The sequence below is a fragment of the Klebsiella sp. GB_Kp047 genome, from assembly GCF_040065235.1.
Classification (GTDB): Bacteria; Pseudomonadota; Gammaproteobacteria; order Enterobacterales; family Enterobacteriaceae; genus Klebsiella; species Klebsiella quasipneumoniae.
In genome coordinates, this window is sequence record NZ_JBEAJG010000029.1 from 29,990 (window position 1) to 50,652 (window position 20,663).

The 20,663-nt window shown below is 58.3% G+C and carries 23 protein-coding genes; 8 read left to right on the top strand and 15 right to left on the bottom strand.

Translation table 11 applies throughout. From position 1 onward, the window contains the following. Nucleotides 1-35 precede the first annotated feature (35 nt). Both rph and pyrE read left to right on the top strand, forming a co-directional pair. The gene (gene rph, locus ABLV76_RS10965) at nt 36-752 is read left to right on the top strand and encodes a ribonuclease PH (RefSeq protein WP_023319338.1); all 717 of its coding nucleotides are present in this window, start codon (nt 36-38) and stop codon (nt 750-752) included. Between the two features lie 65 nt (nt 753-817). After that, on the top strand, nt 818-1,459 hold the full coding sequence (gene pyrE, locus ABLV76_RS10970) for an orotate phosphoribosyltransferase (protein ID WP_004205073.1): 642 nt from the start codon (nt 818-820) through the stop codon (nt 1,457-1,459). A gap of 46 nt (nt 1,460-1,505) precedes the next feature. Here the strand turns inward: pyrE and slmA are convergent, their stop codons facing one another. The 3 genes from slmA to coaBC form a co-directional block, all read right to left on the bottom strand. Then, entirely contained in the window at nt 1,506-2,102 is a 597-nt protein-coding gene (slmA, locus tag ABLV76_RS10975; protein WP_004205072.1) for a nucleoid occlusion factor SlmA, read from the bottom strand. A gap of 124 nt (nt 2,103-2,226) precedes the next feature. Then, nucleotides 2,227-2,685: a dUTP diphosphatase gene (gene dut, locus ABLV76_RS10980; protein ID WP_017900056.1), complete on the bottom strand. Its 459-nt coding sequence runs from the start codon at nt 2,683-2,685 to the stop codon at nt 2,227-2,229. Next, nucleotides 2,663-3,877: a bifunctional phosphopantothenoylcysteine decarboxylase/phosphopantothenate--cysteine ligase CoaBC gene (gene coaBC / locus ABLV76_RS10985; protein ID WP_004205070.1), complete on the bottom strand. Its 1,215-nt coding sequence runs from the start codon at nt 3,875-3,877 to the stop codon at nt 2,663-2,665. Before coaBC ends, dut begins: the two co-directional genes overlap by 23 nt. Before the next feature lie 172 nt (nt 3,878-4,049). Here coaBC and radC point away from each other — a divergent pair, with 172 nt between their 5' ends. The 4 genes from radC (at nt 4,050) to mutM (ending at nt 6,301) form a co-directional block, all read left to right on the top strand. Then, a complete protein-coding gene (radC, locus tag ABLV76_RS10990; protein WP_017900054.1) occupies nt 4,050-4,715 on the top strand; it encodes a DNA repair protein RadC in 666 nt (221 codons plus the stop codon). 216 nt (nt 4,716-4,931) lie between these two features. Continuing rightward, nucleotides 4,932-5,168: a 50S ribosomal protein L28 gene (gene rpmB, locus ABLV76_RS10995; RefSeq protein WP_000091955.1), complete on the top strand. Its 237-nt coding sequence runs from the start codon at nt 4,932-4,934 to the stop codon at nt 5,166-5,168. 20 nt (nt 5,169-5,188) lie between these two features. After that, entirely contained in the window at nt 5,189-5,356 is a 168-nt protein-coding gene (gene rpmG, locus ABLV76_RS11000) for a 50S ribosomal protein L33 (RefSeq protein ID WP_002922510.1), read from the top strand. Nucleotides 5,357-5,491: 135 nt separating this feature from the next. Next, nucleotides 5,492-6,301 carry a bifunctional DNA-formamidopyrimidine glycosylase/DNA-(apurinic or apyrimidinic site) lyase gene (mutM, locus tag ABLV76_RS11005; protein ID WP_032456731.1) on the top strand — a complete coding sequence of 270 codons (810 nt, stop codon included), beginning with the start codon at nt 5,492-5,494 and terminating at the stop codon, nt 6,299-6,301. Between the two features lie 150 nt (nt 6,302-6,451). Here mutM and coaD read toward each other — a convergent pair whose 3' ends face one another. From coaD to rfaQ, 7 genes are all read right to left on the bottom strand, one after another. Next, a complete protein-coding gene (gene coaD, locus ABLV76_RS11010; RefSeq protein ID WP_004205067.1) occupies nt 6,452-6,931 on the bottom strand; it encodes a pantetheine-phosphate adenylyltransferase in 480 nt (159 codons plus the stop codon). Beyond that, on the bottom strand, nt 6,928-7,704 hold the full coding sequence (locus tag ABLV76_RS11015) for a glycosyltransferase family 2 protein (RefSeq protein WP_023319330.1): 777 nt from the start codon (nt 7,702-7,704) through the stop codon (nt 6,928-6,930). Before ABLV76_RS11015 ends, coaD begins: the two co-directional genes overlap by 4 nt. Next, on the bottom strand, nt 7,704-8,978 hold the full coding sequence (waaA, locus tag ABLV76_RS11020) for a lipid IV(A) 3-deoxy-D-manno-octulosonic acid transferase (protein WP_004205065.1): 1,275 nt from the start codon (nt 8,976-8,978) through the stop codon (nt 7,704-7,706). Before waaA ends, ABLV76_RS11015 begins: the two co-directional genes overlap by 1 nt. Nucleotides 8,979-9,069: 91 nt before the next feature. Beyond that, nucleotides 9,070-10,059, bottom strand: coding sequence for a glycosyltransferase (locus ABLV76_RS11025; protein WP_004205064.1), 990 nt, complete (start codon nt 10,057-10,059; stop codon nt 9,070-9,072). Nucleotides 10,060-10,088: 29 nt separating this feature from the next. Further along, nucleotides 10,089-11,183, bottom strand: coding sequence for a glycosyltransferase (locus ABLV76_RS11030; protein WP_017900050.1), 1,095 nt, complete (start codon nt 11,181-11,183; stop codon nt 10,089-10,091). Nucleotides 11,184-11,185: 2 nt separating this feature from the next. Continuing rightward, nucleotides 11,186-12,313, bottom strand: a complete 1,128-nt coding sequence (locus ABLV76_RS11035; RefSeq protein ID WP_017900049.1) for a glycosyltransferase family 4 protein — start codon at nt 12,311-12,313, stop codon at nt 11,186-11,188. Further along, nucleotides 12,310-13,386 carry a putative lipopolysaccharide heptosyltransferase III gene (gene rfaQ / locus ABLV76_RS11040; protein ID WP_017900048.1) on the bottom strand — a complete coding sequence of 359 codons (1,077 nt, stop codon included), beginning with the start codon at nt 13,384-13,386 and terminating at the stop codon, nt 12,310-12,312. The genes ABLV76_RS11035 and rfaQ overlap by 4 nt, the downstream gene beginning before the upstream one ends. 111 nt (nt 13,387-13,497) lie before the next feature. On the opposite strand from rfaQ, the gene ABLV76_RS11045 reads away from it, so the two are divergent. Further along, a complete protein-coding gene (locus ABLV76_RS11045) occupies nt 13,498-14,460 on the top strand; it encodes a polysaccharide deacetylase family protein (RefSeq protein WP_012540311.1) in 963 nt (320 codons plus the stop codon). An 18-nt stretch (nt 14,461-14,478) separates the two neighbouring features. Next, complete coding sequence (locus ABLV76_RS11050) at nt 14,479-15,558, top strand: glycosyltransferase family 9 protein (RefSeq protein WP_049092429.1); 1,080 nt, start codon at nt 14,479-14,481, stop codon at nt 15,556-15,558. A gap of 44 nt (nt 15,559-15,602) precedes the next feature. Here ABLV76_RS11050 and ABLV76_RS11055 read toward each other — a convergent pair whose 3' ends face one another. From ABLV76_RS11055 to rfaD, 5 genes are read right to left on the bottom strand one after another with little or no spacing between them, the layout of a single operon-like run. After that, on the bottom strand, nt 15,603-16,772 hold the full coding sequence (locus ABLV76_RS11055; RefSeq protein ID WP_017900046.1) for an O-antigen ligase family protein: 1,170 nt from the start codon (nt 16,770-16,772) through the stop codon (nt 15,603-15,605). Beyond that, nucleotides 16,750-17,658 (bottom strand): sugar glycosyltransferase, encoded by a 909-nt coding sequence (locus tag ABLV76_RS11060; protein ID WP_017900045.1) that lies wholly within the window; start codon nt 17,656-17,658, stop codon nt 16,750-16,752. Before ABLV76_RS11060 ends, ABLV76_RS11055 begins: the two co-directional genes overlap by 23 nt. Further along, nucleotides 17,658-18,629 carry a lipopolysaccharide heptosyltransferase RfaC gene (rfaC, locus tag ABLV76_RS11065; RefSeq protein WP_004205056.1) on the bottom strand — a complete coding sequence of 324 codons (972 nt, stop codon included), beginning with the start codon at nt 18,627-18,629 and terminating at the stop codon, nt 17,658-17,660. The genes ABLV76_RS11060 and rfaC overlap by 1 nt, the downstream gene beginning before the upstream one ends. A gap of 3 nt (nt 18,630-18,632) precedes the next feature. Further along, on the bottom strand, nt 18,633-19,691 hold the full coding sequence (gene rfaF / locus ABLV76_RS11070) for an ADP-heptose--LPS heptosyltransferase RfaF (protein ID WP_348878313.1): 1,059 nt from the start codon (nt 19,689-19,691) through the stop codon (nt 18,633-18,635). Nucleotides 19,692-19,699: 8 nt separating this feature from the next. Further along, on the bottom strand, nt 19,700-20,632 hold the full coding sequence (gene rfaD / locus ABLV76_RS11075) for an ADP-glyceromanno-heptose 6-epimerase (protein WP_004205054.1): 933 nt from the start codon (nt 20,630-20,632) through the stop codon (nt 19,700-19,702). Nucleotides 20,633-20,663: the final 31 nt, after the last annotated feature.

Genomic DNA, 20,663 nt, shown 5'->3' on the forward strand with positions numbered 1-20,663 from the left:
GCAGCCACATTCGTTTCAAGCCGGAGATTTCTATCATGCGTCCAGCAGGTCGTAGCGCCAACCAGGTGCGCCCCGTCACCCTGACCCGTAATTACACAAAACACGCTGAAGGCTCTGTGCTGGTTGAATTCGGTGATACCAAAGTGCTGTGCACCGCCTCCATTGACGAAGGCGTTCCGCGTTTCCTGAAAGGACAGGGACAGGGGTGGATCACCGCTGAATATGGCATGCTGCCGCGTTCAACGCACACGCGTAACGCGCGTGAAGCGGCAAAAGGCAAGCAGGGCGGCCGGACGATGGAAATTCAGCGCCTGATCGCCCGTGCGCTGCGCGCGGCGGTTGATCTGAAAGCGCTGGGCGAATTTACTATCACCCTCGACTGCGATGTGCTGCAGGCCGACGGCGGCACCCGCACCGCGTCTATTACCGGTGCCTGCGTGGCGCTGGCTGATGCGCTGAATAAGCTGGTGGCGGCCGGCAAGCTGAAAACTAACCCGATGAAAGGGATGGTGGCGGCGGTCTCTGTTGGGATCGTTAATGGCGAAGCCATCTGCGATCTGGAGTACATCGAAGACTCTGCCGCGGAAACCGACATGAACGTGGTGATGACCGAAGATGGTCGCATCATTGAGGTGCAGGGTACGGCAGAAGGCGAGCCGTTCACCCATGAAGAGCTCCTCACTCTCCTGGCGTTAGCCCGAGGGGGGATCGAATCCATTATTACGACGCAGAAGGCGGCGTTAGCAGATTAGTTTTTAAGGCGACTGAGAAGTCGCCTTTTTTTTGACCGTAAAAAAGTAAGATGAGGAGCGAATCCATGAAGCCGTATCAGCGCCAGTTTATTGAGTTTGCGCTTAGCAAGCAGGTTCTTAAGTTTGGCGAGTTTACGCTGAAATCCGGGCGTAAGAGCCCCTATTTCTTTAACGCCGGCCTGTTTAACACCGGGCGCGATCTGGCTCTGCTGGGCCGTTTTTATGCCGAGGCGCTGGTGGATTCCGGGATTGAGTTCGACCTGCTGTTTGGCCCGGCCTACAAAGGGATCCCGATCGCCACCACCACCGCGGTGGCGTTAGCCGAACACCATGACCGCGACCTGCCTTACTGCTTTAACCGTAAAGAGGCAAAGACTCACGGCGAAGGCGGCAATCTGGTCGGTAGTCCACTGCAAGGGCGGGTCATGCTGGTGGATGACGTGATCACCGCCGGTACGGCGATTCGCGAATCCATGGAGATCATCCAGGCCAACGGCGCGCAGCTGGCGGGCGTGCTGATCTCCCTGGATCGTCAGGAGCGCGGCCGCGGTGAAATCTCCGCCATTCAGGAAGTGGAGCGGGATTACGGCTGCCAGGTTATCTCGATCGTAACCCTGAAAGAGCTGATCGCTTATCTGGAAGAGAAACCGGAGATGGCGGAACACCTGGCCGCCGTTCGCGCTTATCGCGAAGCCTACGGCGTGTAACGAAAAAGCCCGGTAAGCAGAGCGCTACCGGGCAATGCAAAGAAAACTACTGCAGCTGTGCGGCGACCAGCGGCCAGCGGGCGTCGAAATCATCCGTCGGACGGTATTTGAACTCGCTGCGCACAAAGCGCGACAGCATGCCCTCGCAGAAGGCGAGCAGCTGGCTGGCCAGCAGCGTTTCGTCGAGCGTGTAGCCTTCGCCTTCGCGCATTTTTTTCTCGCGCATCACCTGACGCAGCTGCACTTCGATGCGTTCAAAAAGCTGGTTGATACGGCCCTGCAGCCGGTCCTGTTCGAACATCAGCGCGTGTCCGGTGAGGATGCGCGTCAGCCCAGGATTACGCTCGCCAAACCCAAGAATCAACAGAACAATCAGGCGCAGGCGCGCGGACGTGTCCTTCTCATCTTTCAGAATCAAATTGATGCGCGTAATCAGACTGTCTTCAATGAACTCGATCAGGCTGTCAAACATGCGGGTTTTACTGGGAAAATGGCGATACAGCGCGGCCTCAGAGACGCCGACGGAAGCTGCCAGTTTCGCGGTGGTAATACGTTGACTACCATCGCTGGATTCCAGCATTAGCGCCAGAGATTGAAGTATTTCTTCGCGACGATTCCGTTTCGCAGTTTGCTTTTCTGCCATGTTTTAAAATACCCCTGAAAATAAGCACTTGTCAGGCAGACATCCACAACGCGACCGCAAACCAGAGTTTGCGGTGGTGTTATTGCATTATGCGCGTTGGGATGCAGATTCCGTGTTGCTGGGCCTATTTGCGCCCTGAGTGACCGAAGCCGCCTTCGCCGCGGTCGGTGGCATCGAAAGATTCCACCAGGTTAAATTCCGCCTGCACGACCGGCACAAAGACCATCTGCGCGATACGTTCGCCCGGCTCGATAACAAAGCTCTGCTGACCGCGGTTCCAGACGGACACCATCAGCTGCCCCTGGTAATCGGAGTCGATAAGGCCCACCAGGTTGCCCAGCACCACGCCGTGCTTATGACCCAGGCCCGAGCGCGGCAGGATCACCGCCGCCAGAGAGGGATCGGCGATATGAATCGCAAGGCCGGTCGGCAACAGCGTGGTTGCGCCCGGCGCCAGCTCTACGGCGTCGTCGAGACAGGCTCGCAGGTCAAGTCCGGCGGAGCCGGAGGTGGCATAGGTCGGCAGCGGAAATTGCTGGCCGACACGCGGGTCCAGAATCTTAACGTCGATTTTTTTCATCATAACGGGTCACGATCTCGTCGAGTAATAATTGGCCCAGGAGTTCCTTGCGCTCAAGTGGTAAGCGCTTTTCCCCATCCTGCCAGAAAAGGTGTAATGCGTTGCTATCGCTGTTAAATCCCTGATTAGGCTGGGAAACATCGTTGGCGCAAATCAGGTCGAGGTTTTTGCGGGCACGTTTTTGCCGCGCATATTCTTCCACATTATTCGTTTCGGCGGCAAACCCAACGACGTAGGGGCGATGCGATTTTAGCGCTGCAACCCCGGCGACGATATCCGGGTTTTTAACCATTTTTATTGTTAATTCATCACCTTGTTTTTTTATTTTATCTTCGGCGATGGCGGCGGCGCGGTAATCCGCCACCGCGGCGCAGCCAATAAAAATGTGCTGCTGCTGAGCGCTGGCCTGGACGGCCGCTTCCATTTCCAGCGCGGTAGTTACATCAATGCGCTGCACAAAGGGCGGTGTCGGTAGCGATACCGGTCCGCTGACCAGGGTCACGTTCGCGCCGCGCTGTGCGGCGGCGGCGGCAATCGCGAAGCCCATCTTACCGGAGCTGTGGTTTGAGATGTAACGCACCGGATCCAACGGCTCACGGGTCGGGCCCGCGGTAATCATGAGGTTGAGATGTTGCAAATCTTTGACAGGGGAGGCGAAATGCTGTGCAACCATCTCCACGATGGTTAACGGATCGAGCATTCGCCCCGGGCCGACGTCGCCGCAGGCCTGGCTACCGCTGTCCGGTCCCCACAGCAGCAGGCCGCGGGAAGCGAGCGTCTGCAGATTATGCTGGGTGGCCTGCGCGCGATACATCTGCTGGTTCATGGCGGGCAAGACGGCAACCGGGGAAGGGGTGGCGAGACAGATCGTCGACACCAAATCATTGGCCATGCCTGCCGCCACGCGGGCGATCAAATCGGCGGTCGCCGGGGCGAGGATCACCAGGTCGGCCCATTTTCCGAGCTCAATATGGCCCATGGCCGCTTCCGCCGCCGGATCGAGCAGGCTGTCGGAAACCGGATAGCCGGATACCGCCTGCAGGCTGAGTGGGGTGATGAACGCTTTTGCCGCCTCCGTCATTGCGACACGCACTTCCGCGCCGCGTTCACGTAGTCGCCGTACCAGTTCCGGGGTTTTATACGCCGCGATACCGCCGCTGACGCCCAGGACGATTTTTTTACCCGCCAGAGTCATCATGATGTATTCCTGTTGCCGTAGACCAGAATCCGCGCATCTTATCACAATCCTGCCGCCGTCGTGCCTCTGACGGGCATTCACTTTGCGAGCGGCTACGCAGGGTGAAAAGCGGCGGGTCGGCAGCGTCGTCAGGTTGTGCCAGGATAGGCTGATTCACGCAGGAGGGCGCATGGACGGAACGGAAAATCTGATGCCACGGGAGAAGATGCTGCAATTCGGCATCGAGGCGCTGACGGATGTTGAGCTACTGGCGCTGTTTCTGCGCATTGGCACACGCCGTCAGGATGTGCTGAGCTACGCCCAGGCGTTATTGCAGCGTTTTGGTTCGCTCTACGCTCTGCTTTCCGCTGATAAAGCGCAACTGGTTGCCGTTGACGGGCTGGGGCTGGCGAAATATGCGCAACTGAAGGGGATTGCCGAGCTGGCGCGGCGCTATTTTAGCTCGCAGCTGGTTGAGGAGGCCGCGCTGGTCACCCCCTCGATGACGCGGGAATTTTTGCAAAGCCAGCTGACGGAAGAGGAGCGCGAGATCTTTATGGTGATCTTTTTAGATAATCAGAACCGCGTGTTGAAACATAGCCGCCTTTTTTCTGGTACTCTTAGCCACGTTGAGGTGCATCCGCGAGAAATTGTACGCGAAGCCATCAAAGTGAACGCCGCCGCCGTGATCCTTGCGCATAATCATCCCTCCGGTAGTCCGGAGCCGAGTCAGGCTGACAGGCTGATTACCGAAAGGGTGGTAAAGTGTTGTCGATTCATGGAGATACGTGTGCTTGACCATCTGGTTATCGGCCGCGGTGCGTATGTATCTTTTGCCGAACGTGGCTGGATTTAGCCCCGAACTGGCGATCCTTCGGGATCTTTGTCTGTTCGGGACTTGAGCACATCGCCGAGTCAGCGTATACTACGCCACCTTTGAGAATCTCGGGTTTGGCATTTGGGCCTGGCAGTCGAGAGTTCACATTGAACTGCGATGACCAGGCTGTAAAGCCTGACGAGGCGCCAATACCCCATACGAAGCTCGAGCTAATTTGATTTTTGGAGAATAGACATGTCCCGAGTCTGCCAAGTTACTGGCAAGCGTCCGGTGACCGGTAACAACCGTTCCCACGCACTGAACGCGACTAAACGCCGTTTCCTGCCGAACCTGCACTCTCACCGTTTCTGGGTTGAGAGCGAGAAGCGTTTTGTCACCCTGCGCGTATCTGCTAAAGGTATGCGTGTAATCGATAAGAAAGGCATCGATACAGTTCTGGCTGAACTGCGTGCCCGTGGCGAAAAGTACTAAGTACTTAGAGGAAATAAATCATGGCTAAAGGTATTCGTGAGAAAATCAAGCTGGTTTCTTCCGCTGGTACTGGTCACTTCTACACCACCACGAAGAACAAACGTACCAAACCGGAAAAAATGGAACTGAAAAAGTACGATCCGGTTGTACGTCAGCACGTTATCTACAAAGAAGCTAAAATCAAATAATTTTAGCCTCCTTGTATAAAAACCCCGCTCCGGCGGGGTTTTTTGTTTTTAAAACTCCCCCATATTGCTTTCACACACTCCCTTTTCAGCCACCTGTCCGTGAAGCACAATACGCCGGGTTAATGGAGGAAAATCATGCCTGAATTACCAGAGGTTGAAACCAGCCGTCGCGGCATTGAGCCGCACCTGGTTGGCGCCACCATTCTGCACGCCGTCGTGCGCAACGGACGGTTGCGCTGGCCGGTTTCCGAAGAGATTTATCGCCTGAGCGACGTTCCGGTGCTCAGCGTGCGACGTCGCGCCAAATATTTGCTTCTGGAACTCCCGGACGGCTGGATCATCGTCCATCTTGGGATGTCGGGGAGCCTGCGCATCCTGAGCGAAGAGCTGCCTGCGGAAAAACACGATCACGTTGATCTGGTTATGAGTAACGGTAAAGTCCTGCGCTATACCGATCCGCGCCGCTTTGGCGCCTGGCTATGGACCAAAGAGCTGGAAGGCCACCCGGTGCTGGCGCATCTGGGGCCGGAACCGCTAAGCGATGCCTTCAACGCCGACTATCTCCAGCAGAAATGCGCGAAGAAGAAAACCGCGATCAAACCCTGGCTGATGGATAACAAGCTGGTGGTGGGCGTCGGCAATATCTACGCCAGTGAATCGCTGTTCTCCGCCGGGATCCACCCTGACAGGCTGGCGTCCTCGCTGTCGCGGGACGAGTGCGAGCAGTTGGTGAAGGTGATTAAGCTGGTCCTGCTGCGCTCGATAGAGCAGGGCGGCACCACGCTGAAGGACTTCCTGCAAAGCGATGGCAAGCCCGGTTATTTTGCCCAGGAGCTACAGGTCTATGGCCGCAAGGGCGAACCCTGCCGGATCTGCGGCACGCCGGTCGTCGGGACCAAACATGCCCAGCGGGCGACCTTTTATTGCCGCCAGTGTCAGAAATAGTCACCGGAACAGGAATGATTGTCGGCCAGGTCAGCGAAACTGCGGGTGCGCATCTGGCGGACCGGGGGCGTTTGTAGGCCAGGTAAGCGCAGCGCCACCTGGCATCAAGACAGAGACAGAGCCCGCGTGGCTCACGCCCCAGCAGATGCGTTACTTCAGCTTATTCAACAGCGCCTGGTGGACGTTGGCTGGCAGGAAATGAGAGACATCGCCCTGGTGGCGCGCGACTTCCTTCACCAGCGAAGAGGAGATAAACGACCACTCTTTGCACGGCATCAGGAACACGCTCTCAAGGGTGGGCATCAGATGGCGATTCATATGGGCCAGCTGCATCTCATACTCGAAATCCGCCACCGCCCGCAGGCCGCGGATCAGGATGTTGGCCTGCTGCGCGCGCGCGAAGCTGGCCATCAGGTCGCTGAAGCCGACCACCTGCACGTTCACCAGGTGGGCCGTCGCCTGCTCCGCCAGCGCAATGCGTTCATCAAGGCTGAACATCGGCTTTTTGCTTGGGCTGGCGGCGATAGCCAGCACCACTTTATCGAACATGCTCGCCGCGCGGGTGACAATATCGATATGGCCATTGGTGATGGGATCGAAGGTACCCGGATAGATCGCTTTTGTGCTCATGATGACTCTTTCTCCGAGTAGCCGTGGCTCAGCGCCCACAGCTCGGTATATTTTGTAAACGTATACTGCGCGTTGACCATCGCCAGTAACCAGCCCTGCTTACCGTCCAGCACCCCACCGCGCAGCAGCAGCGTTTTCAGGAACGCCCCCAGCGTATGGCTGAATATCCCCGCCATCGAGGTCTTCTTGCCCTTCTGATGGCGTTCCAGCGCCCACGCGGCGGCATACGCCAGCTGTTTTTGCTGGAAGCCAGCGAAGTCGCGGCACGTCAGATGCAGGAGATCGCCGGTCAACGGAATGACCTCGGCGCCCAGGCTATCCAGCGATTCATGGACCAGATTATCGTTATAGCGGTAACGGGCGCGTTCGTACAGGCGCAGGACGCGATCGGGGTACCAACCGCTGTGGCGCATAAAGCGTCCGAGAAAATAGTTACGCCGGGCGATGCTGTAGATGGCGCCGCGCTGCGGGGCTTCCAGTACCTTAAGAATAGCCTGCCTGAGTTCTGGCGTGACGCGCTCATCGGTATCGATCATCAACACCCAGTCGCCGGTGGCGTAGTCCTGCGCGCGCTGGCGCTGAATGCCATAGCCTCGCCAGTCGGTATGGGTATAGACCTGCGCCCCGAGGCGGCGAGCCAGCTCGACGGTGCTGTCAGTACTGCCGGAGTCGAGGACGATAATTTCATCCGCCCAGCTAACGGAGTCCAGACAATCCGGCAGCAGGTCCGCTGCGTTTTTGGCGATCATCACCACGGAAAGCCGGTTAGACATTAATGACTCCGCTGCGGCAGGTAAGGTTGCAGTAACTGTAGCAGACGCGACAGCGCGCCCTGGTTCTGGTGCAGCACTTCCACCGCGTGACGGCCATACCACAGGCGGTAGTCTTCATCGGTCAGGAGCGTGGAAACCTCTTTGACCAGCGAGTTCGCGTCGGTGACGGTGATCAGGCCATCGTCCTGCTGCAGCTTGGCGCAGATATCTTTGAAATTGAAGGTATGCGGCCCCATCAGCACCGGAATGGCGTGCGCCGCCGGCTCGAGCGGATTATGGCCGCCGCGCTCCACCAGGCTGCCGCCGACGAAAGCGAGGTCGGCAATGCCGTAGAGCAGCATCAGTTCGCCCATGGTATCGCCAATAACCACCTGGGTACTGGAGGAGGGGATCTCGCCGGTGCTGCGTAGAGTGAAGCTCATTCCGGCTTTTTGCACCATGTCGCGGGCGTCAGGGAAGCGCTCCGGATGGCGGGGAACAAGGATCAGCAGCAGGTTCGGAAAGGTCTCCAGCAGCTTTTTATGCGCCTGGAGGATAATTTGCTCTTCGCCATCGTGGGTGCTGGTGGCAATCCAGACTTTGCGGTGCGGCGCCCATTGCCGACGCAGCGTCACCGCGCGCGCCGCCAGCTCTGGCGTAACGGAGATATCGAATTTCAGGCTGCCGGTGACCGCCAGCTGATTGCGCTTCAGTCCCAGCGCGAGGAAGCGGTTGCCATCTTCTTCATTCTGCGCGGCGATAAGCGTAATACGGCTCAACAGGCGGCGCATAAAGCCGCCCAGTTTGGCATAGCCTTTGGCTGAACGTTCGGACAGGCGGGCGTTGGCAATCACCAGCGGGATCTTACGCTTATGCAGCGCGGCCACCATGTTCGGCCACAGCTCGGTCTCCATGACGATCACCAGCTTCGGCTGAACGGTGTCCAGGAAGCGGTTCATAGCGCCGGGCAGATCGTAGGGCAGATAGACGTGATGGACATCTTTGCCGAAGGCCGACATGGCGCGCTCGGAGCCGGTCGGCGTCATGGTGGTGACGGTAATCGGCAGAGAAGGGTAGCGGTGGCGCAGGGCGCGAACCAGCGGAATGGCGGCTAAGGTCTCGCCGACGGAAACGGAGTGCAGCAGAATGCCATCCGGCTCTACCTTGTTCTGACAGAAGCCATAGCGTTCCGCCCAGCGTTTACGGTAGGCAGGAGCCTTACGACTGCGCAGCAGCAGCCGCAGCCACACCAGCGGCTGAATAAGGTAAAGTAGGGTGGTATAAAGCAATTCCAAACTATTTATCCGTTCTCTGTTTTGGCGGGCAAATTCTAAGCATTTAGCCCGCGTAAAGCTATCTCTTTGGCGGAAACAGCGGGTTTTTGGTCTATCCCGCGTGGCGATAACGCTTAATACGCAGATAACGGCGTCCCAGGCGCCAGCGTAAACGGAAAGTACAGGCGTTTTTCCAGATTAACCGCCAGATACCGCGGTCGAAGAATTCTTTAATAATAACATGCTTTTTCGACTCATCTTTCATGCTGTCGAAGGTGTGGATGATCCCCAGGCCTTCTTTGGCGATCTGCCAGCGACAGGCGGCGATATGGCGCACTTTATCCGGGTAACGCTGGTTGATCGCCTCCAGCATCTCCAGAATTTTCATGTAATGGCGCGCCGAACGCATCAGCGTGTCGTCGTTGTCCGGCTTATGCGATACCGACTCAGAATGGATGTAGTAATCATAGAATTGCTGACTGGTGTACTGCACGCGCTCCGCGGCCAGCAGCGCCTCGGTGGTCCACGGGATATCCTGATGGCGCAGGCCGGGCTCGAAATGGAAGTGATGCTGGCGGATAAAATCGTGGCGATAGATATTGAGCCAGGTGACGTGCAGAAATTTCCGCGAGTCCAGGGCCTGCTTGAGCCAGACATGGCCCGGCAACACGCCGGTCGAGGGCAAGCGATCCAGCGGGAAGATCGGGTGGCTCTCGCGGCGCTTTTCGTACACGTAGGTGCCGTTGCAGGTGGCGACATCGAGATGTGCTTTCTCGGCCATTTCCAGCAGCGTGCGATACATGCCCGGATAGAGTTTATCGTCGATGTCCGGAAACGCGAGGTACTTGCCGCTGGCGGCGGCGAGGCCGGTATTACGCGCGACCGAGACGCCCTGGTTTTCCTGCTCCAGCACCTGGACGTTCTGCAGCCGATCCCGCCATTCGGCGATCACCGCCAGGCTGTTGTCCGTCGACCCATCGTTCACCAGGATCAGTTCATAGCTGTCCAGCTGCTGCTGTTCAATGCACTCAAAGAATTGCGCAAGAAATTTCTCACCGTTGTAGACGGCAGCCACGATGCTCAGTAAAGGCGTTTGACTCATAAATCTTCGATCCTGGTTAACTAACGGCGTCAGGTGCGCTGCAGCTGACGGTACTGCTGACAAATGGACACGACGCTGAATTTTTCCAGCGCGGCATCGTCGATGGCCGGCGGGTTATGGTAAATGCTTTGCATCGTCTGAGCCAGCGCCGGACTGGTGAGATCCGCCAGACCCCGGGCAAGTTCGCCGGTCAGGATCTCGGTGACGCCGCCGGGACAGCGGGTGCTGGCGACCGGGGTATGTAACAGCAGCGCCTCCACTACCACATTGCCGAATCCTTCGCTATCCGAGCTCAAAACCAGCATCCGCGCGCCTTTGATCCACGGTAAGGGGTTTTTCTGAAAACCCTTGAACCACACCCGGTCTTCAATCTCAAGCGTTTTGGCCAGCTGGCGCAGGCGTTGCTCTTGCTCCGGTTTCCCCTGTCCTAACAGCACCAGCGGCGCGTCAATGCCGCTTTGCGCGTAGGCTTCGAGCAGGCGGTCGTGACGTTTACCGGGATGGAAGCGGCCGACGTGAATCAGGTAGTCGCCGTCCGGGCGCTCGCTGTCGGCTTCCGCTTCTGCGCGCAGGGCGGCGATATCGAAGGGGTTATAGATGGTTTTCAGCTGCGCCGGGCGCAGGGCGAAGGCTTCCACCAGATCGCGCCCCACGGCGTCGGAAACCGCCACCACGTTGCGTCCCTGGTAAATCTGCTTAATTTTCTGCTGCTTCATCCAGCGGTCAAAGCCGGTACGGTGACCGAGATAAGAGGCCGAGAAGACGCCGTGCAGGCAGAACCAGACGTTGCGCTCGCGCAGCGCCCGGCTGCGGGCGACGATGCGGTCGGTTTTATGCAGGTTGGAGAGCACAAGGTCAAATTGTCCCTGCTGCTCGGCCCGGATGACCGCGGCGTCCAGCTGGCGGGCGCGGCGGGACAGCTCGGTCAGCTTGCGCCAGGGTTTGCGGCAGCGATCGGCCACCACCTGGTAGTCGAGCCCCTCGGGCAAGGGGTACTCGCAGACGTCGCGTAGCGAAATGAGTGATACCCGATCGCCGTCGCGCAGGAACTGTGCCGCCAGGGTCAGGACCACTTTTTCCGCGCCGCCGCCGGGCAATCCATCAATCACAAATAAGATGCGCATCGTTATTTCACCAGATCCTGATAAAGGGAAAGCAGCTGGGTGGAGAGGCGCTCGCTGGTGCAGGCCATGATGCGCTCGCGGGCGCGGTCGCCTTCCACGGAGCCCAGCGCGCGGGCGGGGAGGGCCATCACCGCCTGCTGCAGCGCCGGGATATCCAGGGCGTCGCAGACGTAACCGTTGTGGCCGTTGACGATAAACTCCGCCCCGCCGCAGCCGGTGGTGGTGATCACCGGCAGACCGCAGGCCATTGCCTCGAGGATGACGTTGGGGAACGGATCGTAGAGAGTGGGCAGCAGCAGGCCATCGGCCATCTGATAGAACGGCAGCGTCTCCGACTGCATGCCGAAGAAGCGCACCCGCGCTTCGCAGTTCAGGCTTTTCGCCAGCGCCTGGTAGCGCGGCTGATCCTTATCTTTGCCAACCACCAGCAGATAGCGATCGGTCGGGGCGATGGCGCGGATCGCCGCCGCCAGCCCTTTACGCTCAAAGCCGGAGCCGACGTAAATCAGGCAGGTTGCCTGCAGCGGCAACTGCCATTTGGCGCGTAAGGCGGCAAAGGTGTCTTCGCCCGGCGGCAGGAAGCGCTGGTTATCAATGGCGTTATAGATAACGTGGATCTTGTCCGCCGGCAGGCCAAAGTCTTCAATGATCTCGCGCTTGATCATCTCGGCGTTGCAGATCACCCCGCGCAGATGCGGGTCTTCGTACATCTCCCGTTCCGCTTTCATCACATAACGGTGGTAGCGGTCGGCGAACAGCAGGCGGCTTTTCCAGGCCGGTAAGATGCGCGAGCGCTGTTGCAGCCAGCGGCGATGAACGCCATCGCCGGCGCGGTAGAGATCGCAGCCGGGAATACGCTCATGGCTCTGCACCAGGTCGAAGGACTCGCGCTGCCAGAGCGCTCGCGCGGCGTTGGCAAACCCACGCTCGCGGCTGATGCGCCCCCATTTGCGTGGGTTACAGATATGGATCTGCCAGTCGGGCTTGACCGGCCCCTGCCATTCGCGGGTGATGACGTTCAGCTGCAGATGACTGCTGTCGAGGGCTTCCAGCGCGCGGGAGACAAACCGTTCTGCGCCGCCGTCCGGGCGGTACTTCTGCCGCACCAGAGCCAGCCTGAATTTACTCATGCCAGTACCTTTTTCGCCGCCGCGATCACGGCGTCGGTAGGAATTAAATCGAGATAACGTTCGTCGGTGTTGGTGTTGATGGCGTCCGGGTCGGGCAGCGGTCCGAAGTCGCCGGCCCAGATCACCTCGCCTTTCGCCTGCCACGGACGCCAGAAGGTCAGCTTCGAGGGGCCGAACAGGGCGACCAGCGGGGTGCCGAGAGCCGCTGCCATATGCATCGGCACCGAGTCGACGCCGATAAACAGCCGGGCGTGATCGATCACCGCCGCCAGCTGGCGCAGCGTTAACTGACCGGCTAAAGAGTGCAGCCGCGCCTGCGGGCAGCCGGCGATGATGGTCTCCACCATCTGCTTCTCTCTGTCGTCGGGGCCGGAGGTGAGCACCACCGCGTACCCTTCGGCGGACAGCGCGTTGATCAGCGCGCTCATCCGATCTTCGCGCCAGCATTTAAAGAACCAACGCGACGTTGGCTGGATGACGATGTAGTTATCCCGGAAGTCCTCCGGCAGCAGGGCGCGGCTGGTGGCCCAGTCTGCTTCGCTGTAGCCCATCCGCGCCGGCGCGTCGTTCAACTGGATACCGAGCGGAGCGAGGATAGAGAGATTCTGCTGTACCGTATGCAGCTGATTATGCTGTTGGGTGGCGGCCAGCGCGGTGTGGCAATAGCGCCAGAACGGGTGGCGACGCTTCGGAAAATCAAAGCCGATCCGCGTCGCGGCGCCGGTCAGTTTGCTGATAATCGCGCTCGGCCACTGGTCGGCAAGGTTAAGCACCATATCGTATCGCTGCTGGCGCAGCGTCTGAATGAGCTGCCATTGCATCTTCAACTGATGCTTTTTCCCCTGCTTTTTCCAGCGGCGGTCGAGACCATAAATTTGGTGAATATCGGGGTTGGCGGCGAGCATATCCCGGGTCTCTTCATACAGCAGGACATCCACGCAGGCGGCGGGGTACTGCTGTTTCAGCGCGTGAATAAGCGGGGTGATCAGCAGCATGTCGCCATGATGGCGCAGCTTAATGACCAGGATCCGCGCCGGGTTCAAGGGGCTGCGGGAGAGGGTTTCAGGCGTCATACTCTGTTCTTCATCCAGGATAAGGGTTCCGATTCTAGGGGATCAGACAGATTGAGAGAAGCGTTGTATTGCTCTACCATGACCCGATACGTATGGCCTGAGGACGTTTTCGTGCACAATCCCGCATTTCTCATCACGATTGATACAGAGGGCGATAACCTCTGGCAAAAACATGACAGCATCACCACCGAGAATGCGCGTTATCTCCCGCGTTTTCAGCAGCTTTGCGAAAAGTATGGCTTTAAACCGGTCTATTTGACCAACTATGAAATGGCCATCGACCCCTTTTATATCGAATTCGCCAGAGACGTGATTGCCCGCGGCACCGCGGAAGTCGGTATGCATTTGCATGCCTGGAACAGCCCGCCGACCGAGCCGCTGACCGCCGACGACTGGCGGCATAAGCCTTATCTCATTGAATACAGCGATGCCATGATGCGTGAAAAGGTCGACTATATGACGCATTTGCTGGAGGACACCTTCCAGACCAAAATGGTTAGCCATCGCGCCGGGCGCTGGGCCTTTGACGAGCGCTACGCGCGTCTGCTGGTGGAGCACGGTTATCAGGTGGATTGCTCGGTGACCCCGCGGGTGAACTGGAAGACCGCCAAGGGGGCGCCGCAGGGCGATGGCGGGACCGATTATCGCCGCTTCCCGCAGCATGCCTATTTCCTCGATGAAAATGACATCAGCCGCGAAGGCCACTCGCCGCTGCTGGAAGTGCCGATGAGCATTCAGTACAAGCACTCCGCGTGGATGAACAGCGTGAAGCAGGGCTACGACCGCCTGCGCGGCAAAGTGCGTTCCCCCTCCGTACACTGGCTGCGACCGATGGGCGGCAATGTGGAGACGATGAAAAAAGTCGTCGAACAAACGTTGACGCAGGGCAATGACTACGTGGAATATATGCTCCACTCTTCAGAGTATATGCCCGGCGGCAGCCCTACGTTCCAGAATGAACGGGATATTGAGCGTTTATACGCTGACCTTGAAGCCTTTTTTAGCTGGCTGGCGCCGCAGGTGAAGGGCATGACGTTGGCAGAATATTACCAGCGGAAAATCACACAGCGCTAACACAGCTCAAGGTACCGTATGCGTATCCTTAAACAACTGACGCGGAAAAAGAACGCTTTTTTCCGCGGCATTAAATTTAATTTAATTAACTATCGATACAGAAATAAGCCGGCGCGCAAACCCTTCGACCCGGCCCCTGTGCGCCGCGTGCTGCTATTGCGCCTGGACGATAAAGTCGGCGATATGGTGGTGACCACCGGCTGCGCCAGAATACTGGCCGAACGGGGATATCAGGTTTCGGTGTTAACCGGACCAATATGCTGCGAAATATTAGCCGGCTCAGAATTCATCGAGCAAGTATATTTATATCGACCACGCATGTCCTTAAATACGTTACGGGCGGCGGGTTTTGATGCGGTTATCGATTTTGATGACGTGACCAGCTATGAACGTTTTAAATTACTCGCCGATTTACGGGCGACCAGCGTGATTGGCTTTAATAAAGAGCCCTATAAACTTTACGATCATTCGATCGCTTTTTTTGACAGCAACAGCCATATTTCCCAGCGCTATAAACAGGTGGTGAAGCTTTTTGGCGTCGTTGACGACCAGCCATACGACTATCATCTCCCTGGCTGTCGCCATGAGCGGGAGAAGGTGGCGCGCTTGCTTTCCCAGGCCGGAGAGGTCGCACTGCGCATCGCCATTAACCCTTTTACCGCCTCCGAAGATAAAGACTTCTGTCGTCATCAGGTGGCGACCCTGGTCGAGCGGCTACATGCTCTGCCTTACCGGGTCTGTATCGTGATGGTGGGGCGCAGTGAGAAGATTCAGCAGCTGGGGCTGGATATGGCGCTGTACATCGCCGACAGCACCATCAACTCCGCCGTGGAGGTGATCCGCAGCTGTGATTTAGTCATTACGCCGGACACCTCGATCGTGCATATCGCCCGCGCCTTCGATAAACCGATGGTGGCGGTCTATAACAAACGTAAACTCAAGGATACCGGGCTGCCCGGCTATCATATTTGGGCGCCGGGCTATGACAAAGCGAGGCAGATCGTCTGTGAAGAAGCGAATGTCGCCGATGTGGCGATTGAGTCGGTGTGGCCGGTGATTAAAGAGCAGGCCGACCGGCTGGTCGCCGCCCGCAGTTAATATAAAAGTGACTATAAAAAAGGGCCGTCAGCGGCCCTTTTTTGTTAACGCTTTTCCGCTAGCCCTTTGCTGAGCGCTATGCCCAGCGGCAGCCAGAACAGCACCCAGGTCTCCCGGGGGTTGCTGATGATAAACATCCCCTGCGAGGCCATAAACACCAGGGCGTAAAACAGGATCGCCAGACTGTAGCGGCTGTCGGAGCGGCGCTTGCGCCACGCCTGCCAGAGTCCGCAGGCAATGACCGCAAGCAGCAGTAGTAAACCTACGATGCCGCCTTTCAGCAGGGCGCCCATATACACGCTGTGGGTGGTGGTGATGTGTTCGCCGCTGTAGTTGATGAAATCCAGTTCATAGCTGAAACCGCGTCCCAGCCAGGGCTGGCTGGCCATCTCCGACAGCGTATGGTGCCAGATACTCAGACGCAGCCCGCTTTGGGTGCCCAGCTCTTCGAAACGGGCGAGCAGCATGTCGCCCACCGGCGTCATGACCAAAAGCAGAGCCACCAGCACGGCCAGCGCCGCGGCGATCAGCAGGTTGCGGCGGGTGAAGACGTGCAGGTGCAGCGTACAGCCGACCGCCAGCACCAGGGCGATGATCGGCCCGCGGCTTTGGGTCAGCAGCATCATCACCAGCATGATGGCCACCGGCAGATAGAGCCAGTGGCTGGCTTTTTCTTTCAGTAGCATGCCGCAGATTAAGATGCCGATGCCGCAGTATCCGGCAAGGTCGATAACGTTTGTTGGCCCGGGGTTCTCGGGGGAGACCGCTCGTTCGGTGAGGACCAGCGTGTGGTCGAACATCAGCGTCCACAGCGAGAGCACGGTGATCCCGCCAACCACCGCCAGCATGGCCAGGCGGCGGGTTCGTTCGTCGCTAAGCAGCATCGCCATCAGCAACAGATAGCCCGTCAGATACACACCGTGGGTGATCGGCGAATCAATATGCTGCGGCGTATGGCCCCACAGGTTACTGAGGGCGTAATAGGTAAAGAAGGCCGCCAGCAGCGTCCAGGTCTGCCACTGCTCGCGTAACACGTCGGCCAGCGCCTGGCGGTTTTCCTGGCGTACCAGCGACAGCAACAGCAGCAGGATCGATAAATGCAGCAGATTATTGGTCCGGGTGGACATACAAAAAATCGCGCTAAAAAATAAAAACAAAGGAAAGACAATCGAGTAACCCTGTCGGGCGAAGTTACTCACTTTTAAAGTACTCATTAAACGCAACCTTTTCGAAAATAGTATCCGGTACAGCGCTTTCTGGGGAAAAATTAATCACCCGGATCTGGCGTTGCTGCAGTACCTGCGCGGCATGCGCAAAGGAGGGCATGACGAGGGTATCCACTTTTGTTGCCAGGTAAGAAGGCAATTTTTCTTGTTGTGTTTCGTAGAATCGCGGCTGGTTAAAATTGGTCATATCCAGGCCGCTCACCAGGATAGTATTGAAGCCCAGCCAGGCGAGAACTTGCAGCGCCCAGTAGACCACCGTACCGGCATCAAAGACGCCCTGGCGAATATCGGTGCTAAAACAGATATCCGGGCGCTGGGGATGAAAGCACATCGCCGGATTCTGCTGGTAAGTGCGCTTTATCGCTTCGCTGGCGACTTTCGGCTGGTAAATCTTATAGCAACCGTCCTCAATCAACGCCAAACGGCAGCGCAGCGCGTCCGGATAGCGATCGACGATTTTGGCGATCCCATGCATGGTGGTGAACAGCAGAATGTCCGGTTGGCTGACGATAGCGCGGATAATGTCCGGCTTCTTATCGAAAAACTCCATGTCGACGATGGTATAGAGCGAAAAGTGCAGGCGGTCGGCAAGATGCCAGGCGCCATTGACGCCCATCACTGGGATCGTTTTCGACAACAGGGAAAAATCGATATTGCGGGTCGAAGGGCCGGTGGCGGTCAGCAGGACTTCACCCTGCATGCTGTTTTTCAGCGCGCTCAGGCTGACCAGCGGCACCGTTTTCCCTTTATAGCGCAACGCGCTTATTTCGCCGCTCGGCGCGCGGGTGATGCGGGTAAAAGGCCACAGATTTTCATTGTGACGATAAGCGCGAGGGCGGGTGTAGCGATAGATCTGCTTAAACAGAGATCCCATCAGAGCAGCCCCTGATTGTGCAGAAGAAGATGAACCCGGCTGGCGGTAATATCGCCGGTGCTGGCGCTGTTTTCCGGCCGCACGATGTGCTGGTTTTTACCGTATCCGCCAATCAGCCCCGGATCGGTCGGGCCGTAAAGCGTGAAGTTCGGTTTATCCAGCGCGGCGGTCAGATGACTGAGGCCGGTATCGACCGAGACGACGGCCCGGGCGCTGGCCAGAACCTGCGCTACCTGCTCAAGGCTCATGCGCGGCAGCACTTCAACATACTCCCGGCCTTCCGCCAGCCGCTTCGCCCGCGCCTCTTCGTGCGGGGCGCCCCACGGCAGCTTAATGCGGACGCCACTGTCGGCCAGCAGATCGAGCAGCTCCTGCCAGCGGTTTTCCGGCCAGTGCTTATCGTCGCGGGTGGTGGCATGCAGGAACACCAGATAGGGGGCGGCAGCGCTAGCCTCGTGCTGCAGGAAATGGCGCGCAATGGCGTAATCCCCCTGGGTTTGGGGTTTCGCGTAGCCGAGACTTTTGGCGAACAGCTCGCGGGTACGCTCCACGGCGTGCTGCTGTTTCGCAATGTGGTGGCGGCGGTTGTAAAACAGGCTGGCCAGCGGCTCGCGGGCCGTTTGCCAGTCCATACCATGCTTGACGCCGTGCGCCAGGCGGGTGACTAGCGCAGCGCTTTTCACCAGCCCCTGGGCGTCGATGATGGCGTCATACTTTACCGCCTGGACGGCCTCGCGAAAGGCTTTACGCTCCGCTTTGATCGGCGCGGAGAACCAGGCTTTACGCCAGCGGCGGATCGCCACCGGGATCACCCGCTCGACGCTTTCATGCCAGGAGGGGATCTGCGCGAAGCCTTCTTCCACTACCCAGTCGAAGCGGATGCCGGGGATAGCCTGCGCGGCGTCGGTCAGCGCGGGCAGCGTGTGCAGCACGTCGCCCATCGATGAGGTTTTTACAATCAATACCCGCATCCGCTACGCTTCCTCGTGCCCGGTTTTATCCGTCAACAATTCATTCAGCTCTTGCAGGACGCGCTCTGGCGTAATGTCGATCAGGCTCTGATGATAGCCTTCGGCGGCATCGCCTTTGCGCACTTTGTGGTAGCCGCTAATCAGGCGGATCACGCGCGCTTTATGCGACAGCGGCGGGGTAAAGTCCGGACTGCTCGGGCCATACAGCGCCACCAGCGGGCGGTCCAGCGCCGCGGCGACGTGCATCAGCCCCGAATCGTTAGTCACCACCGCTTTACAGGCGGCAATCAGGATCACCGCCTGCTCCAGCTGGGTTTCACCCGCCAGATTCCGGCACCAGGCCTGCTGCTCGCTGCTGAGGGCGGCGATGATCTCTTTGCCGGCCTCGTTATCTTTTGCCGAGCCAAATAGCGCAATCTGATAACCATCGTCGATGAGCTTTTTCGCCAGCGCAGCATAGTGATAGTGCGGCCAGCGTTTTGCCGGGCCGAACTCCGCGCCGGGGCAGAAGCCGATGATCGGCCGATCGTTGGACAGGTTAAAGGCGCTGCAGGCCTGCGACTTTTCCCCTTCGTTGACCTGCAGCTGCGGCCACAGCAGCGGCTGCGGCAGATCTTTGGCGCAGCGCATCACGCCGTTGTCGTAGGCCAGCGCCACGTAGCGTTCCACCATCAGCGGCCAGGCGTCTTTGTCCAGCACCCGGGCGTCGTTGAGCAGGCCGTAGCGCATCTCGCCGCGCCAGCCGGTGCGCAGCGGGATGTTGGCAAAGAAGGGGACTAATGCCGATTTAAACGAGTTCGGCAGCACGTAAGCGCGATCGTAGCGACGCTCGCGCAGGCTGTGCCCGAGCTTGCGGCGTTCGCAGATAGCCAGCGCGCCGTGGCCCAGCGGCATCGGGATCGCTTCGTTCACTTCCGGCATGCGCGATAACAACGGACGGCACCAGGCAGGCGCCATCACGTCGATAATCGCCTGGGGATAGCGCGCCCTGAGCGTACGATAAAGACTTTGCGACATCATCATGTCGCCCACCCAAGACGGGCCTACCACCAGAATTTTCATGTTATCTCTTACGCGCCCCGATTCAGCCAGGCCATATACTCCGTTACGCCTTCGGCAACGGTTTTGAACGGTTTGTCATAGCCCGCTTTACGCAGGTTAGTCAGATCCGCCTGGGTGAACGCCTGGTAGCGGCCTTTCAGTTTGTCCGGGAACGGGATGTACTCGATGCTGCCTTTTTTGTGGTACGCCAGGGTCGCATCGGCGACGGCCTGGAAGGATTCCGCGCGGCCGGTGCCGAGGTTGAAGATGCCGGAAACGCCGTTTTCCCAGAACCACAGGTTGACGTCAGCCACGTCGCCGACGTAGACGAAGTCGCGCTTGAAGCCGTCGCTGCCTTCGAACAGTTTCGGACTTTCGCCATTATTCAGCTGGGTGTTGAGGTGGAAAGCGACGCTCGCCATGCTGCCTTTGTGGCCTTCGCGCGGCCCGTAGACGTTGAAGTAGCGGAAGCCGACGATCTGCGAATTGGCTTCAGGCAGGATCTGACGGACGTATTCATCGAACAGGAATTTGGAGTAGCCGTAGACGTTCAGCGGCTGCTCATACTCGCGGGACTCGATGAAATCGCTGGTGCGTCCACCGTAGGTGGCTGCCGAAGAGGCGTACAGGAACGGAATTTCGCGCTCCAGGCAGTAGTGCAGAAGCTCTTTGGAGTACTGATAGTTGTTGTCCATCATGTACTTGCCGTCCCACTCCGTGGTGGAAGAGCACGCGCCTTCGTGGAAGATAGCGTCAATGTCGCCGAACTCTTCGCCTGCCATAATCTGGATCAGAAAGTCTTCTTTATCCATGTAGTCAGCGATGTTCAGGTCAACCAGGTTCACAAACTTGGTGCCGTCTTTCAGATTGTCGACAACCAGAATGTCGGTGATGCCTTTGTCATTCAGCGCTTTAACGATGTTGCTGCCGATAAAGCCTGCGCCGCCGGTTACGATGATCATAACTGTACCTTTGAAGTTGAGAGCCCGGAGA